15 protein-coding genes, 1 tRNA gene and 1 pseudogene are annotated in these 15655 nt (G+C 55.6%); 7 read left to right on the top strand and 10 right to left on the bottom strand.

Features of this window, described 5'->3' with window-relative positions:
* Positions 1-9 precede the first annotated feature (9 nt).
* Complete coding sequence (locus ACUN8H_RS10170) at positions 10-708, top strand: AmiS/UreI family transporter (RefSeq protein ID WP_445532021.1); 699 nt, start codon at positions 10-12, stop codon at positions 706-708.
* A 114-nt stretch (positions 709-822) separates the two neighbouring features.
* Here ACUN8H_RS10170 and ACUN8H_RS10175 read toward each other — a convergent pair whose 3' ends face one another.
* Entirely contained in the window at positions 823-1824 is a 1002-nt protein-coding gene (locus tag ACUN8H_RS10175; RefSeq protein ID WP_445532022.1) for a bile acid:sodium symporter family protein, read from the bottom strand.
* A 174-nt stretch (positions 1825-1998) separates the two neighbouring features.
* Here ACUN8H_RS10175 and ACUN8H_RS10180 point away from each other — a divergent pair, with 174 nt between their 5' ends.
* Positions 1999-2730, top strand: a complete 732-nt coding sequence (locus ACUN8H_RS10180) for a helix-turn-helix domain-containing protein (RefSeq protein ID WP_445532023.1) — start codon at positions 1999-2001, stop codon at positions 2728-2730.
* 343 nt (positions 2731-3073) lie between these two features.
* Here the strand turns inward: ACUN8H_RS10180 and ACUN8H_RS10185 are convergent.
* Positions 3074-3150 (bottom strand) — tRNA-Arg (locus tag ACUN8H_RS10185).
* A 145-nt stretch (positions 3151-3295) separates the two neighbouring features.
* On the opposite strand from ACUN8H_RS10185, the gene ACUN8H_RS10190 reads away from it, so the two are divergent.
* The 3 genes from ACUN8H_RS10190 to ACUN8H_RS10200 are packed head-to-tail and all read left to right on the top strand — an operon-like array spanning position 3296 to position 6075.
* Positions 3296-4291 carry a TRAP transporter substrate-binding protein gene (locus ACUN8H_RS10190; protein ID WP_445532024.1) on the top strand — a complete coding sequence of 332 codons (996 nt, stop codon included), beginning with the start codon at positions 3296-3298 and terminating at the stop codon, positions 4289-4291.
* On the top strand, positions 4292-4816 hold the full coding sequence (locus ACUN8H_RS10195; RefSeq protein WP_445532025.1) for a TRAP transporter small permease: 525 nt from the start codon (positions 4292-4294) through the stop codon (positions 4814-4816). It begins immediately after the preceding gene.
* Positions 4813-6075 carry a TRAP transporter large permease gene (locus tag ACUN8H_RS10200; protein WP_445532026.1) on the top strand — a complete coding sequence of 421 codons (1263 nt, stop codon included), beginning with the start codon at positions 4813-4815 and terminating at the stop codon, positions 6073-6075. Before ACUN8H_RS10195 ends, ACUN8H_RS10200 begins: the two co-directional genes overlap by 4 nt.
* A gap of 84 nt (positions 6076-6159) precedes the next feature.
* Here the strand turns inward: ACUN8H_RS10200 and ACUN8H_RS10205 are convergent.
* Positions 6160-7934: pseudogene (locus ACUN8H_RS10205) on the bottom strand (methyl-accepting chemotaxis protein).
* 430 nt (positions 7935-8364) lie between these two features.
* Between ACUN8H_RS10205 and ACUN8H_RS10210 the strand changes: the two are divergent.
* Both ACUN8H_RS10210 and ACUN8H_RS10215 read left to right on the top strand, forming a co-directional pair.
* Positions 8365-9291 (top strand): YihY/virulence factor BrkB family protein, encoded by a 927-nt coding sequence (locus ACUN8H_RS10210; protein ID WP_290701901.1) that lies wholly within the window; start codon positions 8365-8367, stop codon positions 9289-9291.
* Positions 9292-9375: 84 nt separating this feature from the next.
* On the top strand, positions 9376-10140 hold the full coding sequence (locus ACUN8H_RS10215) for an SDR family oxidoreductase (protein ID WP_445532027.1): 765 nt from the start codon (positions 9376-9378) through the stop codon (positions 10138-10140).
* 81 nt (positions 10141-10221) lie between these two features.
* Here ACUN8H_RS10215 and ureG read toward each other — a convergent pair whose 3' ends face one another.
* From ureG to ACUN8H_RS10250, 7 genes are all read right to left on the bottom strand, one after another.
* On the bottom strand, positions 10222-10860 hold the full coding sequence (gene ureG, locus ACUN8H_RS10220; RefSeq protein ID WP_445532028.1) for an urease accessory protein UreG: 639 nt from the start codon (positions 10858-10860) through the stop codon (positions 10222-10224).
* Between the two features lie 60 nt (positions 10861-10920).
* Entirely contained in the window at positions 10921-11652 is a 732-nt protein-coding gene (locus tag ACUN8H_RS10225) for an urease accessory protein UreF (RefSeq protein WP_445532029.1), read from the bottom strand.
* Positions 11642-12181, bottom strand: coding sequence for an urease accessory protein UreE (ureE, locus tag ACUN8H_RS10230; RefSeq protein ID WP_445532030.1), 540 nt, complete (start codon positions 12179-12181; stop codon positions 11642-11644). The genes ACUN8H_RS10225 and ureE overlap by 11 nt, the downstream gene beginning before the upstream one ends.
* A 148-nt stretch (positions 12182-12329) precedes the next feature.
* On the bottom strand, positions 12330-14045 hold the full coding sequence (gene ureC / locus ACUN8H_RS10235; RefSeq protein ID WP_445532031.1) for an urease subunit alpha: 1716 nt from the start codon (positions 14043-14045) through the stop codon (positions 12330-12332).
* Positions 14042-14362 carry an urease subunit beta gene (locus ACUN8H_RS10240; protein WP_445532181.1) on the bottom strand — a complete coding sequence of 107 codons (321 nt, stop codon included), beginning with the start codon at positions 14360-14362 and terminating at the stop codon, positions 14042-14044. The genes ureC and ACUN8H_RS10240 overlap by 4 nt, the downstream gene beginning before the upstream one ends.
* A gap of 36 nt (positions 14363-14398) precedes the next feature.
* A complete protein-coding gene (gene ureA, locus ACUN8H_RS10245; RefSeq protein ID WP_066320888.1) occupies positions 14399-14701 on the bottom strand; it encodes an urease subunit gamma in 303 nt (100 codons plus the stop codon).
* 27 nt (positions 14702-14728) lie between these two features.
* Positions 14729-15613, bottom strand: coding sequence for an urease accessory protein UreD (locus ACUN8H_RS10250; RefSeq protein WP_445532032.1), 885 nt, complete (start codon positions 15611-15613; stop codon positions 14729-14731).
* Positions 15614-15655 lie beyond the last annotated feature (42 nt).

The raw sequence follows: 15655 nt of genomic DNA on the forward strand, positions 1-15655 counted from the left end.
AGGGATCACGTGGTTTCATTAAAGATAAAGCCTGTACGAAAAGTCGGCGAGCAATGGGTAGGCCAAGGCAAAAATCAAAGAAAATCTGAGTTTGTGGGTTGTAAACGAGATTTTTGGGGCGACCTTTATTCCGCATTATCAAGCTCAGGCATTTCTCGTACAAAGCCTAAACCTCTGGAGCAAGTCTGCATGATACTGGGTATTACATTGCTATATGTGGGCGCTGTTTTGTTCATAAATGGCATCTGGCTGTTGGGTAAAATCAGCAATCAAGAAGTCTCAATCATCAACATACTGGTTGGGCTGCTTAGCTTTATTATAGCCTTGCACTTAATTTTCAAAGACCCTAGTAATACAGTCGATATTAGCGCGGGGGCTTTTACATTGTTGTTTTCAATCACCTATCTATGGATAGGCGTCAACCAATGGTTGAAAACTAATGGAAGGGGATTAGGCTGGTTCTGTCTTTTTGTTAGTATTACCGCCTCGCTCATAGGTGTGCACTCTATCTCCGGCTACGCGACAAGTTTCAAGCTATGGAATACCGCTAACTGGTTTGCATGGTCACTTTTATGGCTCAGCTTCTTTTACCTTTTAGCGCTAGCGAAGCCTATTCAGCGACCCGTAGCAATCTATACCATTTTTTGCGCTATCTTTTCTGGCTGGATTCCGGGCGTAACGATTTTGCTAGGAATTATAAGTACTTGAGGCGAATATAACGCCGTCTGACCAGGCTCAATTGTTAGTCTTAGACTTCCTAACTCAGACTCGCCTTATCAAGGCGCCGTTAAGCAAGTGGCACTCACACTTCGAAATGAATTATCACTGTAAGACTTTAACATCGTGAGGCGTGCTTTCACGGCAGGCATAACGTTTGGCTAAAACGGCACATACCATTAACTGAATTTGATGAAATATCATCAACGGCAACAACGCAGGCCCAATGGCGCTGCCGGCAAACAACACCTGAGCCATAGGAACACCGGTCGCCATGCTCTTCTTGGAAGCGCAGAAAACAACTGTAATTTCATCCTCTTTACTGAAGTTCAGGCAGCGCGCCAGCCAAGTAGTGAGCATCAACACGACCGCTAGCAGCATTGAACAAAGTAGCGCCAATATCACCAAGGTACGAGGGTCTACCGCTTGCCACAACCCCGCTACTACCGACGCGCTGAGCGCCGTATACACCACTAGCAGAATTGAACCTTGGTCAACGACGCTCAACCAACTTCTATTATGATCTATCCAGCTACCAATCCAGGGCCGAAGCAGATGTCCAATAGCGAAGGGGAGGAGCAATTGTAAGCCAATTTTCATGACGGAATCGAGCATAGCGAAACTACTACCTGTGTCATGTGCATCAAGAACGACCTTAAGCAATAGAGGAGTTATGGCGATGCCGATCAAACTGGAGGCCGATGCACTGCAAATCGCAGCGGGTACATTACCCCGTGCTATAGAAGTAAAAGCAATGGCCGACTGCACGGTGCCGGGAAGTATGCACAGAAATAGCATTCCAATATATAAAGGTTGGCCCAGCAAGGGCTCTAACAACGGCCTTAACGCCCACCCAAGAAGAGGAAAAAGCAAGAAGGTAAACGCGAATACCAACAAGTGCAGCCGCCAATGCATAGCTCCCGCCAAAATTGCTTGCCTGGAAAGCTTGGCCCCATGCATGAAAAATAATAAGGCGATGGCCAAAGCCGTTATCCACTCAAAGATGTTCGCCCCTTCGCCCTGCACCGGCATAAACGTGGCCGCCAGCACTATGCCGATGAGAAGCAGAGTAAAGTTATCAAATAACAGTCTTAGACGCGCAATCATTAGGATTAACCTTCATTGGGTTTGTTACAAGCAACATTACCCCATCCCACTCAGTGCGTTTAACGGTAACCAGTCATGAAACATCGCCAAACGGACATCAAGGCTCCAATTAGCAGACTTTCTAATGAGCACGCCTCTACAGCAAATACCCACATCCTTAATGTTTTACACCACTTGCCACGTCCAGTTTATGGAAGCGCCGACTCTCTTCCCAATCAGGCGATCCCCCAATGGCATAGCCATGCCTGGGTTCAGCTTTCTCATGTGGCAACAGGGATCATTCACGTGGATACCATGGAAGGCTGTTTTCTGGTGCCCCCTTATAGGGCGGTATTAATACCGGCCAACGTCGAACATGCCGTGAGGTGCTCGCCCTTGACCGTCATCCGCAGTCTGTATATTAACCCAGAGGCCATATCAGTAGAGGGGAGTAGCTGCCGAGTGATTAAAGTAACGCCGTTGCTACGTGAGCTTATTTGTAGCTTCAGTAAGTTACCTATTGAGTATGATGAACTAAGCCCGCAGGGCCGTTTGACTCAAGTGTTATTGGATCAACTTAGCGCTGCTCCCATAACCAACCTAATGCTTCCGTGGCCACGCGACGAACGTCTTAGCAAGCTTTGCCGAGCGCTGAGAGAGCAGCCCGATAAGCGCGACAGCCTTTATCAATTCAGCCAACAGCTAGGCGTGTCGGAAAAAACACTGAGTCGTTTATTTCGTCAACAAACAGGCTTGAGTTTTCGGCAGTGGCGTCAGCGCTGTCGGGTTCTTAACGCCCTTCCAGGCCTTGAGCGTGGCGAGCGGATAACCGATATCGCGCTATCTTGTGGCTATGACAGTATGTCCGCGTTCATTGCGGCCTTTCGCGAGCAGTTGGGCGCTACACCCGGCGAGTTTTTTTCGTGAACCGACTGTTAACCCTTTTTTCAACCTTAATACATAGCGTAACCGCAGCGCTTTAGTAAACTGCACGTTGTTTTCTCATCCCTATTTTAATAACCACAATGAATGTCGCTATGTCCAACACACCTCAAAGGCCAAAGGTCATTTCAGGCTACCATAGTGCTTAATTTTAGTGAATCTAAGCGAACGTACACATGTGACCATACTAGTGGCAAGTAAAAGCCAAAGGTCATAAACGAATAGACATATCAGGCATGTAATGAAGAGGTTGTGGCCACGATCTGGTCACAGGGTGGTCACAGACAAAAAATAAGGGCCTACGCGTTAACGTAAGCCCTTGAAATGATGGCGCGCCCGGCAGGATTTGAACCTGCGACCCTCGGCTTCGGAGGCCGATACTCTATCCAACTGAGCTACGGGCGCTTGTGGGTGCGTATCGTAACCGTGCGGGGCGGCTGTGTCCAGCCGCGAAGCGGTTTTGCGGGCTTGTTCAATTGACCCTTTTCCCTTCTCTAGTGCATGCTTTGGGAGCACTTCTGCACCTTAGAAAAATCGGGAACACAATAATATGAAAACATTTGCACGTAGCACGCTGGCGCTGGGCATCTCACTGGCGCTGGTCAGCGCCGCGAACGCCGCTGATTTCGCCGATATGGACCCCGTTACCCTGCGCCTGGCCCACGTGGTCAATGAGCAGGATGGTTTCCACATCGCCGCCACCAAATTTGAAGAGCTGGTGGAAGCGCGCACCGACGGCAAGGTGGATATCGAGATTTTCCCCAACGCCACTCTGGGTGATGAACGCACTTTGTTGGAAGGCATGCAGATCGGCACCGTCGATATGGGCGTGATTACCAACGGGCCGGTGGCCAACTTTGTCGAAGAGATGGCGGTGTTTGAACTGCCGTTCCTATTCCCCTCCCCCGAAGCCGCTTACGAAGTGCTTGATGGCCCGATTGGCCAGGAGCTGCTCGATAAGCTTTCTGAAGTGAACCTGAAAGGCATGGCTTACGCCGAGCGTGGTTTCCGTAACTTGACCAACAGCGAACGGGCGATTAATACGCCGGAAGACCTGGATGGCCTGCGCATCCGCGTAATGGAAAACCCGGTTTACACCGATACCTTCCGCGAGCTGGGCGCCAACGCCATCCCCATGGCGTGGACCGAAGCGCTAACCGCCATGCAGCAAGGCACCATTGATGGTCAGGAAAACCCGGTGAACGTGATTCACTCGTTCAATCTGGATGAAACCCAGAACTACATGACCCTTTCGCGCCACACCTACGCCCCGGCGATTTTTGTCATGGGCATGCCTGTGTGGGGCCAACTGCCGGAACAGGCCCAAGAGGTGCTGCTTGAAGCCGCCCAGGAAGCCGCCGAGTATGAGCGCCAGGTAAACGCGGAAATGGAAAGCGAACAGCTGCAAGCGTTGCGCGATGCGGGCATGGAGATCAATGACTCGCCGGATATGGAAGCCTTCCAATCCGCCGTGGCGCCAGTGTATGAGAAGTACGGCGAACAGTTCGGTGACTACCTGCCGCGCATCCAGGAGGCGCTCAAGTAAGTGACCAACACGACTCAACCGCTGTTAAAGCTGCTGCGTCGAATTGAGCGCGGGCTGGATGCCATCATCCAGCCCGTGGTCTTTGCGGGCATGGCGGCGCTAATTGGGGTGATTACCCTGCAGATCGTCTCTCGGGTGCTATTCACCGCCGTCGGCTGGACGGAAGAGGTCGCCCGCTTTCTGCTGGTTTGGATCACCTTTTTAGCGGGCACTCTGGCGTTTCAGCGGGGGCGGCACATCGCCGTGACTTTTGTGGTCGATGCCCTGCCCGGCCGCCTGCGCCAAATCGCGCGCATGGCTGCTCTGCTGATTGTTTTGGCGTTTATGATCACGCTGATCGTGATCGGCTACCGCTATATGCAGGTGCAGAGCTTCCAGAAATCCGCCTCGCTGCGGCTTTCCATGACCTACGTTTACGCAGTCATGCCGATCTGTGCGGCAATCATGGCGTGGTATGCGCTGGTCGATATCATTGAACTGCTGCTGGGCGACGAGACGACCCACGTGCAGGAGGAGCCTCTATGACGCTGCTGCTCTTCGGGCTGTTCTTCCTGTTTATGCTGCTCGGCGTGCCGATTGCCTTTGCGATTGGCGCCAGCACCCTTTACGCCCTCTATCAGTCCGGCGTGCCGCTGATGGTGGTCACCCAGCAGATGTTCCAGGGCATTAACTCCTTCGCCCTGGTCGCGATCCCCATGTTTATCCTCGCTGGGGATTTAATGGCCCAGGGCAAGGTGAGCGAAAAGCTGGTCAGCTTCGCCGATTCGCTGGTCGGCTTTATGCGCGGCGGGCTCTCGGTGGTCTCGGTGATGGCGGGCATGTTCTTTGCAGCTATTTCGGGCTCTGGCGCCGCGACCACGGCGGCGGTGGGTTCCAGCCTGGTGCCCGAGCTTAAACGCAAAGGCTACGACCCGGCCTCAGCGGCCAGCTTAATCGCCGCTAGCGGCACCATCGGGGTGGTGATCCCACCCTCGGTGCCGATGATTATCTACGCGGTAATCGCCCAGCAGTCCGTTTCCAAGCTGTTCTTGAACGGCTTTTTGCCGGGGCTGGCGATGGGTCTAGGGTTGATGGCGATTGCGATTACCCAGGCCTACAAGCGCCAATATCCAAAGGGTACGCCACTGTCGCTGGCAACTATCTGGGCGACCTTTAAAGACGCCAGTTGGGGATTAATGACGCCGGTAATTATCCTCGGAGGTATCTTCTCGGGAATTTTCACCCCTTCAGAGGCGGCCGTTGTGGCGGTGAACTACGCCATGCTGGTGTCGCTGTTTGTGTATCGTGACCTTAACCTGCCCCAGATTTACAAGCTGCTGATCCGTTCGGCGATGACCACCGCGGTCATTATGCTGGTGATTGCCATGTCGGCGGTGCTGAGCTGGACGCTCTCCAGTTGGCAGGTGCCGGGGGCGATTGCCCAGGCGGTGCTGTCACTCTCGACCAACCCTTACGTAATCATGCTGCTGATCGTCGGGATTATTTTGCTCACCGGGGTATTCATTGAAACCGCCAGTGCGCTGATTATCCTCACGCCGGTGCTGTTGCCGCTGGTGTTGCAACTGGGCATTGATCCGATCCACTTTGGTTTGATTATCGTGGTGGGGCTTTCGATCGGCATGATTACCCCGCCGGTGGCGATTAATCTGTACGTGGCGTCTTCGATCACGCAGTTGCCGCTGGAGCGTATTACCCGCGCCATTATTCCCTACATGCTGGGGTTGATCGGCGTATTGCTGCTGGTGGTTTACGTGCCGATTTTGCTCGGCTGGTCTGGCACTTAACAACGTTTATCTTAAATGGCGTTAACGCAACGGGGCTTGCCAATGGCAAGCCCCGTTTTTGTTCCTAACGATTAACCTGACGCGCTAGAACGCCTCCCACTCATCTTCAGCATGGCGGCTTGATGACGAGTGCTGTGATGAGGGTGGCGACGAAAGCGCCGGGCGTTTCAGGCCACTCGCACTGCCGTGGGAAGAAGACGACGAGGCCAGCGCCTGATGCCGCTGCGTAGGTTCATCGTCACCCAGCACGAAGGAGTTGATAAGCTGGCTCAGGTGCTCCGCATGGCGGCGCATATTGGCGGCGGCGGTGGTGGATTCCTGCACCATGGCGGCATTTTGCTGGGTCATGGTGTCCATTTCCGCCACGGCGGTGTTGATCTGGCCGATGCCGCTGCTCTGCTCCTTAGCACCGGCGCTAATCTCACCGATTACATCGGTGACTTTTGCCACGCTAGAAACGATTTCGCGCATGGTGTCGCCAGCGCTGCGCACTAATTTCGCGCCTGAATTCGTGTGCTGCACCGAGGCATCGATCAGGGTACGAATCTCTTTCGAGGCATCGCTGGAGCGGCTGGCCAGCGTGCGAACTTCCTGGGCTACCACCGCAAAGCCGCGACCATGCTCACCCGCCCGTGCGGCTTCAACGGAAGCGTTGAGCGCCAGGATATTGGTCTGGAAGGCGATCGCATCGATCATGCTGATGATGTCGCTGATGCGCGATGCGGAGTTGTTGATATCCTGCATGGTGCTTTCCACTTGCCCCATCGCGCTCTCACCCTCGCGGGCCACTTCGGCGGTGGATTGCACCAGCTTATTGGCCTGCTGGGCGTTATCGGCACTGTGATTGACGGTGGAGGTGATCTCTTCCATCGATGCCGAGGTTTGCTGCAGGTTCGCCGCGGCCTGATCGGTGCGGGTGGCGAGCTCTTCCGAGCTTTGCGAAATTTCACCCGCTGCCTGGTGAACGCTCAAGGTACTACTGCGAACATCGCGTAATGTATCTTGCATACGCGCGACGAAGGCGTTGAACTGGGCACCCAGCTCACCAATTTCGTCGCCGCTCTCGACCGCTAGGCGGCGGGTCAAGTCACCGCGCCCCTGGGCAATATCCTGCATCGCGGCAGAGGTGCGTTTGATGGGCCCTAATGTGCGGCGCACTAAACCAAACGCCACCAGCGCAATCACCACAAACAGGCCCAGACCCAACAGTGAGGCTACCACAACATCTTGACGCAGATCGGCGGTAGCAGCGGCTTCCAGTTCGGCAACGACAGCATCAGCATCGGTGACATACACACCGGCGCCAATCAGCCAGTCCCATTTTTCGAGGCGGTCAACGAAGGAGTGCTTGGGCTCAACCCGGTCAGTTCCCGGGTAGTCCCATACGTAGCTATAAAAGCCCCCCCACTCTGGGCAACTTTAATGATTTCGCGAATCAGGTAAGTGCCGTCAGGGGTTTGGGCGTCGATCATGTTGGTACCTTCACGCTCCGGCGCGGGCGCCGTGACGATATTGTTACCCTCATAGTCGTAGATGAAAATGTAGTTATTGTCTTCAAAGCGCATGGAGCGCACCAACTCGGCCACCGCTTGCTTGGCGTCTTCGTCGTTGGCACCGGCCTGATCATAAAGGGGCGCGATGGCGGTAGTGGCTAACTGTACAATGTCGCGTACTGCATTGCGCCGCTCTTCAATCAGTAGTTCGCGCTGCTCCGCTAGCGTGGCACTTGTGTCTTGGGCGCTACTATAGGCGTTGAAGCCCACTAGCACGACCGTTACTAGTAAAAGTGGGAGCAGCACCAGCAGTAACACTTTGGTTTGTAAACCTAGTGCCCGCTTAGGAAGGGTAGTAGTTGTCATATGCGTATCTTCCAGAGCCAATCTTACGTGATGAGTGTTATTGTGTTATGTGAGCTTTATCGACCTTGAATGTGTCAACTTTAACCATTCGTGATTTTTTTTTGCTTTATAGGCAGCTATTTAGCTAAAAAGCCAAGCTTCATAACCTAGGTTAAGGCAAAAGCGAACCGATACGTTCAATGTGGGGGAGTGGTGGCCAGGGATGGCCCGTTTTAGCATGACGCTAACGCACTTTCTTCGGTTGCCCTGACCTCTTCTACCGCCTGGTCAGGGCGACCTTTTTGTTTTTTGGCGCTTGTTAATCACGCAGTGATGCGACCCTTGTTTCAATCTTTGCTCTTCAATTCCTGACTGCCTGACGATTTGCCCTTGTTACTTGCCATCGCCATCAGCGTATCATGGCGTTAGTACCCAAGGAGAATGGCAAGCCATGATTCGGAATTCCTCACTGTTTAGCGCTGCCATGCTCCTGACTCCTCAGTTGGCTCGCTTTGCCTGGCGCGTAATACGCAATTTCCTGAAAAATCACGGTGTCCTGCTGGCAGGCGGCGTGGGCTACAATATTTTGCTCTCTATTGTACCGCTGTTTGCCGTGCTCGTGGTGCTCTTAACCCAGGTAGTGGATCAGCAGCATCTTCTCAATGTGCTGGCCATACAAGCCCGCCATATGGCGCCCGCCCACGCGGAAGTGCTTCTGGAAGCCGTGCGCAGCCTACTCGACTCCCGCGATGTCATCGGCATTTTAAGCTTCCCCATTCTCCTGCTGTTTAGCTCCTTCGCCTTTCGCATGCTGGAAGACGCCCTGGCGATCATTTTCCATGCCCCAGAGACACCGCACATCAAGCGCAGTGTCTGGGTATCAGTAATGCTGCCTTACGCCTTTATGGTGGTACTGGGGGCGGCGCTCATGGTACTCACTCTTGTGGTCACCCTGGCCAGCTCACTCAATTCGCTGGTGTTGATGTTGTTCGAGCGGGAACTCCCTTTGGCTGGCTTTTCCGGGCCAGTGCTTAACCTGACCAGTTTCATCGGTGTTTTTCTGCTTTTTAGCGCGATTTATAAAGTGTTGCCGGTAGTGCGCATCGCCTTACGCCGTGCAGTCGTGGGTGGCTTCGTGGCGGCACTGTTGTGGGAGGGCGTGCGGCTGTTACTGGTCTACTATTTTGCCAACCTATCGTTCGTGAATGCCGTTTACGGTTCGCTTGCGACGCTGGTGATCGTGCTGATTAGCTTGGAAGTCGGCGCCGTCATTTTGCTGCTCGGCGCTCAGGTAATTGCCGAGCTGGAACGCAACTCGCGCCTTGGCCTACCCTGGCATCTCGACCCAAGCCGCCAGCCCGTCACCCAGGTGGAATAAGCAACCTGGACGCGGCTGAGCTAGTCTTTTAAATCGCATATCGCAAAACGACGCGACAATAAAACGCTACAAGAGGTAAGAACGATGACGTTGTTCGATCTAACCGGCCGCACGGCACTTATCACCGGTTCATCCGGCGGACTTGGGCTCGCTATGGCCCGTGGGCTGGCGCAATCCGGCGCGGCGATTATTCTTCATGGCCGCAACCACGAAAAGCTAGAAGCCGCCCGGGTCGCGCTTTCAGAAGAAGGGCACACGGTGCAAACAACGTCGTTTGATATTACCGATGAAGCCGCCATTGAGCAGGCCCTTGAAGCCCTGAACGCTCAGGGCGTCACTATCGATATCCTAGTCAATAACGCCGGCATGCAGCTTCGTCGCCCGCTTATTGAGGTCGAACTCGACCAGTGGGAAACGATCATCAAGACTAACCTCACCAGTACGTTTTTGTTGGGGCGTAACGTGGCACGCCAGATGATCGAGCGCGGAAAGGGCGGCAAAATTATCAATATCGGCTCGTTGATGAGTTCTGTCGCGCGTCCGACCGTAGGCGCTTATACGGCTTCTAAAGGCGGCGTTCGACTGTTGACCCAATCCATGGCCGCAGAATGGGCCGAACACGGCATCCAGACCAATGCCATTGGCCCAGGCTACATGATCACAGAGATGACCCAGCCGCTGGTAGATGACCCCAAATTTAATGACTGGATTCTTGGCCGCACCCCTGCCAAGCGCTGGGGCATCCCCGAGGATCTCGTCGGCACCGTGGTGTACCTCGCCTCCCCGGCATCGAACTACGTGAATGGCCAAATCATTTACGTGGATGGCGGCATGCTAGCGGTTATTTAGCCATCGCCTCATCAACCGCCGCCCATAAACCTAAAAACCGCCATCAGCTGGCGGTTTTTTTATGCAAACACTTGGAGAGCTTCAGCCGGTCTTTTCTGTGTGCTGTGGGCGCCGCTCATCCAGCATCCCTTTATCGAGAATAAAGCGGATGATCTCCTCTAGCCCTACCCCGTCATGAAGGTTGGTAAATACGAAGGGGCGTTCGCCACGCATTTTCTTCGAGTCGCGCTCCATCACGTCTAGCGAAGCGTGAACATACTCGGCGATATCGATTTTATTAATGATCAGCAGGTCTGACTTAGTGATGCCCGGCCCGCCTTTACGGGGAATCTTGTCGCCTGCGGAAACGTCTATCACGTAGAGCGTCAGGTCGGAAAGCTCGGGGCTAAAGGTGGCCGAAAGGTTGTCACCGCCCGACTCCACCATGACCAGCTCCAGCTTCGGGTGCCGCATCTGAAGCTCATCAATGGCCGCCAGGTTCATGGAGGCATCTTCACGAATGGCCGTATGCGGGCAGCCGCCGGTCTCTACGCCTAAAATACGATCCGCTGGTAGGGCATCGTGCTTAAGCAGAAAGTCGGCGTCTTCGCGGGTATAGATATCGTTGGTGACCACGGCGATGTCGTAGTAGTCACGCAGCGCTAAACAGAGCTGCTTGAGCAGCGCGGTTTTACCGGACCCCACCGGGCCACCCACGCCAACGCGTAAACAGTGAGTCATCGTTCTCTCCTCGTTAACTTCTAAGCTATTCAACTTCTAGTCCATGTTACTTATGCGCTTTTAGCTTCTAAACAGGCGCGAATATTGAGTTTCGTGTAAGGCGCTGGCCAGTGCTAGGCCGGGTAGCACCGGGCCTAGTTCGTCATCTTCAAGCGTGAGCGCTTGGTTAACGGCATCCACCAAGGCTGGGCGCAGTTGCTCAATCACACGCTGGGCGGCGGTGTGACCCAGCGGAAGCGCTTTACAGGCCACTGCCAGTTGGTTCTCTAACCACGCCCAGGCAAAGCCCACCAGGGTTTGACGTACGGATACGCCACGCAAGTGAGCCGTGTAGGCAAACAGCGTCACATAGCCTGCCTGAGGCAGGAGCAAAGGCGTTAGTAAGCCCTCACTTGGCAGTTGCTGATCTCTTGGCAATAAATCCAAGCTGCCCAGCAAGCGTTTAAGCGAGGCGCCCAAGCGGCTGTCTTCAGCGGCCAGTTCGGCGGTTTCCCGGGTGGCGGCCAGCCACTCATCCCATGTGGCGATTGATTGGCTATCCGCTTGGTCCAATGCTCCATGCAGCCGCACCAGCACGGGCAGCTCGCAGCGAGTCAGGCCGTCTTCCAATACGCCACTCAGCCATTCGGCAAGGCCCGCTTCATCGCGTACCCAGTCCAGCTCAAAGGCGCTTTCCAGGCCTTGAGAAAACGCAAAGGCACCAATCGGCAGCGCGGGGCTCACCAACTGCATCAGCCCCAGCAGCGCCAGCTCATCGCTCTGTCTTTCTAGTGCGTTAATCTCAGTGTGCATGGTGGTGCTCATGCGGGTGGTCATGATCGTGTGAATGATCATGAGAATGGTCGTGTGAATGAGCGTGTGAATGGCTATGCCCACCGCCCACTTGGTTATAAGCACCCGGCTCGGGGTCGAAGGTGGCGTTGTGGTGCTCTAGTTCGGCACCCAGCAGTTGGGCGAGTTCTTCCAGCACGTGGTCTGGCGGGAAGCGCACCCAGCCGCCCTTTTCATCTTCACCCAGCGCCAGCTGTACGTGACGATTACCCAGGTGATAAGCCAGCCGCGCCAGGGGTAAGCCAGTACTCACTCGCGCGGTAACTACCGGCTCAACGGCGGCGCAGACACGCACGACTTCGCCGCTTTCGGCTTTCAGGCCTTCGCCGCTGCGCAGCACCGGGCCGCGATCAAGAAACAGGCCCAGCTCGCGGCCGCCATCGCTCTTGGTTTTTAAGCGCCCGCGAATGCGCAGCTCGAAGGGCAGCGTGAGCGTGTCGCTGGCAGCGCCTTCCTCTATCGGCCCTAAGCGTTCTATTAGTTTTAGCATGACTAGCGTCCTTTCTCGCTCGGTGCGGCTTTGCCGGGGGTAGGCCGTAGAGAGGGTCTTTTGCCATGGATGGCAAAAGTAGCGTACACGGACGTATTCACAGCGCCCTCTCGTAGGCCTACCCCCGGCCCCCCGGATAATGGTGCAATCAAAACAAATGATACCGCTGAGCCAGCGGGAGCTCGGTGGCAGGCTCGCAGGTTAAAATTTCACCGTCGCAGCGCACTTCGTAGGTTTGCGGGTCGACGGTCAAATCGGGGCAGGCATCATTGAGCTTCATATCCTGTTTGCGCACTTGCCGCACGTTTTTACACGCCGCCAGTTCGCTGTTTAGCCCCAGGGTCTCTTTAATACCTGTATCCAGCGCGGCTTGGCTGACAAAACTGAGCCGGGTTTGGCTCGCTGCGCGGCCAAAGGCACCAAACATATAGCGGTAGTGGACCGGCTGCGGCGTGGGAATCGAAGCATTGGGGTCGCCCATAGGCGCCGCTGCAATCATGCCGCCTTTGATCATCATGGCCGGCTTGACGCCAAAGAAAGCCGGTTTCCAAAGCACCAGATCCGCCAGCTTACCAACTTCGATGGAGCCCACTTCGTGAGCGATGCCGTGGGTGATCGCCGGGTTAATGGTGTACTTGGCAATATAGCGCTTGGCGCGGAAGTTATCGGCGCCCAGTACCTCATCTTCCGGCAGCAGGCCGCGCTGCACTTTCATCTTATGCGCCGTTTGCCAGGCACGGCAGACTACCTCTCCGACTCGTCCCATGGCCTGGGAGTCCGAGGCGATCATCGAGATCACGCCCAGGTCATGCAGGATATCTTCCGCGGCGATGGTTTCACGGCGAATGCGCGAGTCGGCAAAGGCGACGTCTTCGGGAATATTGGGGTCGAGATGGTGGCACACCATCAGCATATCGAGATGTTCGTCGATGGTGTTGACCGTGTAGGGCCGCGTTGGGTTAGTAGACGATGGCAGTACGTAGGGTTTGGAACAGGCGGTGAGAATATCCGGCGCGTGGCCACCACCGGCGCCTTCGGTGTGGTAGGTGTGAATGCAGCGCTCTTTAAACGCGGCCAGCGTGTCCTCCACAAAGCCCGATTCGTTCAGGGTATCGGTGTGGATCGCCACCTGCACATCGTAAGCATCGGCCACGTTCAGGCAGTTATTGATTGAAGCGGGCGTAGTGCCCCAGTCTTCGTGCAGCTTGAGGCCCATCGCGCCCGCTTTAAGCTGAAGCTCCAGGGATTCCGGCAGGCTGGCGTTGCCCTTACCCAGAAAGCCGATATTCATCGGCATATCGTCCACCGCCTGGAGCATTTTACCAATATGCCAGGGGCCTGGCGTGCAGGTAGTGGCGTTGGAACCTGTAGCCGGGCCGGTGCCGCCGCCGAGCATGGTGGTCACGCCGCTCATCAGCGCTTCTTCAACCTGTTGGGGGCAGATAAAGTGGATGTGGGAATCGATACCGCCCGCGGTGAGTATTTTACCTTCGCCGGAAATGATTTCAGTGCCGGGGCCAATCACGATCTCCACATCAGGCTGTACGTCGGGGTTGCCCGCCTTGCCAATCGCGGCGATGCGACCTTTCTGAATGCCCACATCAGCTTTGACGATGCCCCACCAGTCGAGAATCAGCGCATTGGTGATGACCGTATCCATGACCGTGTCGTCAGCACGCTGGCTTTGGCCCATGCCGTCGCGGATGACTTTGCCGCCGCCGAACTTTACCTCATCGCCGTAATGGGTGGCGTCTTTCTCGACTTCGATCCACAGCTCGGTATCGCCCAGGCGCACACGGTCGCCCACCGTGGGGCCGTACATATCAGCGTAGGCTTGTCGGCTGATTTTGTTGGTCGGCTTCATTGTTTATCCCCCTCTAGCGCGCCCATCACTTCACCGCGGAAGCCGTAAATTTCGCGCTTGCCGACAAATGGAATCAGCGTGACTTCGCGGGTCTGGCCGGGCTCAAAGCGAATCGCCGTGCCGGCGGCCACGTCCAGGCGAAAGCCTCGGGTTTTGTCGCGATCAAACACCAGCGCCGGGTTGGCTTCGGCGAAGTGGTAGTGGGAGCCGATCTGGATTGGGCGGTCGCCGGTATTGGCCACTTCGACACTAATCCGCTCACGCCCCACACACAGCTCGATATCACCCTGTTTTAATTGGTACTGTCCTGGAATCATTGGGCCGGGAATCATCAGGCGCTCTCCTGCTGAAAACTAGTTGATAGGTGTGTGGACAGTAACCAGCTTGGTGCCGTCCGGGAAGGTGGCTTCCACCTGCACTTCGTCGACCATTTCAGCCACGCCTTCCATCACATCGTCACGGCTAAGAATCTCGCGGCCATAGCTCATTAAGTCCGCCACACTACGGCCATCCCGGGCGCCTTCCATAATCTCAAAGCTGATCAGCGCTACCGCTTCGGGGTAGTTCAGCTTCAGCCCGCGTGCCTTACGACGCTCCGCCAGTTGGGCGGCAGAGAACAGCAGGAGCTTGTCTTTATCTCTTGGGGTTAATTCCATGGGGCGTTTCTCCAGCAATCTATTCGATTAGGTTAACCAAATACGCGGTGTATGGGCGTCTCGCTCAATCCATAGGGGGCGCAAAAGTTGCCAAGCCTGCTCGCATAATGCCCAGGCTTCATTACGCGAGTTACCCAAGTATCGTAGTAGCAGCACGCCATGGCGGACGGTCACCGCCCAGCGTGCGTTATCCGGCAGCGCTTCACGCAACGCTTCAATCGCCCCAGGCGCATCATCAATACCTACCGCCCAGAGCGTGGCCTGCACGGTGGCACCACCCTGCCCCCAGCGCCCAGCAAAGCGTGGGTGAAGTGGGTCTAACGGTTGACGTTCTAACCACAGCGGCTTGCCGTCCAGGGTTAAGCGGAAGTGTTGCTCAATGCGGCCTGAAATGTAGGGTAAATCGCTCGCCGGGCGGCCTAGCGCCATCACTTCCCAGCCCAAGCAGCGGGCACTGCCATGCAGCTCGATATGGGTGCGCTGCTCGCCTTTCGAGCCATCGAAGGCGATAGTCTCCTGGGGCAGCCACTCCAGCGTGGCGCCATCTTCAACGCTTAACCGGGTGTGCTGGGTCCAAGCCACGCCCTGACTATCAGCTTTGTAGAGTTTATTGGCAGCAGGTGTTGTGAGTAGCGCATGGGCACCGCCCTCGACATGGGCGCCAATGGTAAGCGCATCGCCGCTCACCAGCCCGCCTGGTGGGTGAAGCACGTATACATGGCATACCTCACTGCGGCCTTCCGGGTAAAACGGCCGTTGCACCCGCAGCGGCCCCTGGTGACGCGCCTGTACCATGCGAGTAACGCCGTCGCGCTGGGCAAAACGCAGAGCCAACGAAGCCGCCCAGTGGCGGCCTTGATCAAAACGGTGGCCAGAGGCAAGGGGGGATTTTGCGATATCGCATAGCATCATAATTAGCTATCGCTTCCTTTCAGTAAGCCGTTAGCTAATCAG

It is taken from the genome of Vreelandella sp. V005 (genome assembly GCF_052645115.1).

Bases quoted from the DNA above. Each gene is read 5' to 3' on its own strand.
- ureC (WP_445532031.1), bottom strand. From the start codon at position 14,045: ATGAAGCCGACCAACAAAATCAGCCGACAAGCCTACGCTGATATGTAC.
- ACUN8H_RS10225 (WP_445532029.1), bottom strand. From the start codon at position 11,652: ATGCACACTGAGATTAACGCACTAGAAAGACAGAGCGATGAGCTGGCG.
- ACUN8H_RS10215 (WP_445532027.1), top strand. From the start codon at position 9,376: ATGACGTTGTTCGATCTAACCGGCCGCACGGCACTTATCACCGGTTCA.
- ureG (WP_445532028.1), bottom strand. From the start codon at position 10,860: ATGACTCACTGTTTACGCGTTGGCGTGGGTGGCCCGGTGGGGTCCGGT.
- ACUN8H_RS10200 (WP_445532026.1), top strand. From the start codon at position 4,813: ATGACGCTGCTGCTCTTCGGGCTGTTCTTCCTGTTTATGCTGCTCGGC.
- ACUN8H_RS10175 (WP_445532022.1), bottom strand. From the start codon at position 1,824: ATGATTGCGCGTCTAAGACTGTTATTTGATAACTTTACTCTGCTTCTC.
- ureA (WP_066320888.1), bottom strand. From the start codon at position 14,701: ATGGAATTAACCCCAAGAGATAAAGACAAGCTCCTGCTGTTCTCTGCC.
- ureE (WP_445532030.1), bottom strand. From the start codon at position 12,181: ATGCTAAAACTAATAGAACGCTTAGGGCCGATAGAGGAAGGCGCTGCC.
- ACUN8H_RS10190 (WP_445532024.1), top strand. From the start codon at position 3,296: ATGAAAACATTTGCACGTAGCACGCTGGCGCTGGGCATCTCACTGGCG.
- ACUN8H_RS10210 (WP_290701901.1), top strand. From the start codon at position 8,365: ATGATTCGGAATTCCTCACTGTTTAGCGCTGCCATGCTCCTGACTCCT.
- ACUN8H_RS10240 (WP_445532181.1), bottom strand. From the start codon at position 14,362: ATGATTCCAGGACAGTACCAATTAAAACAGGGTGATATCGAGCTGTGT.
- ACUN8H_RS10250 (WP_445532032.1), bottom strand. From the start codon at position 15,613: ATGATGCTATGCGATATCGCAAAATCCCCCCTTGCCTCTGGCCACCGT.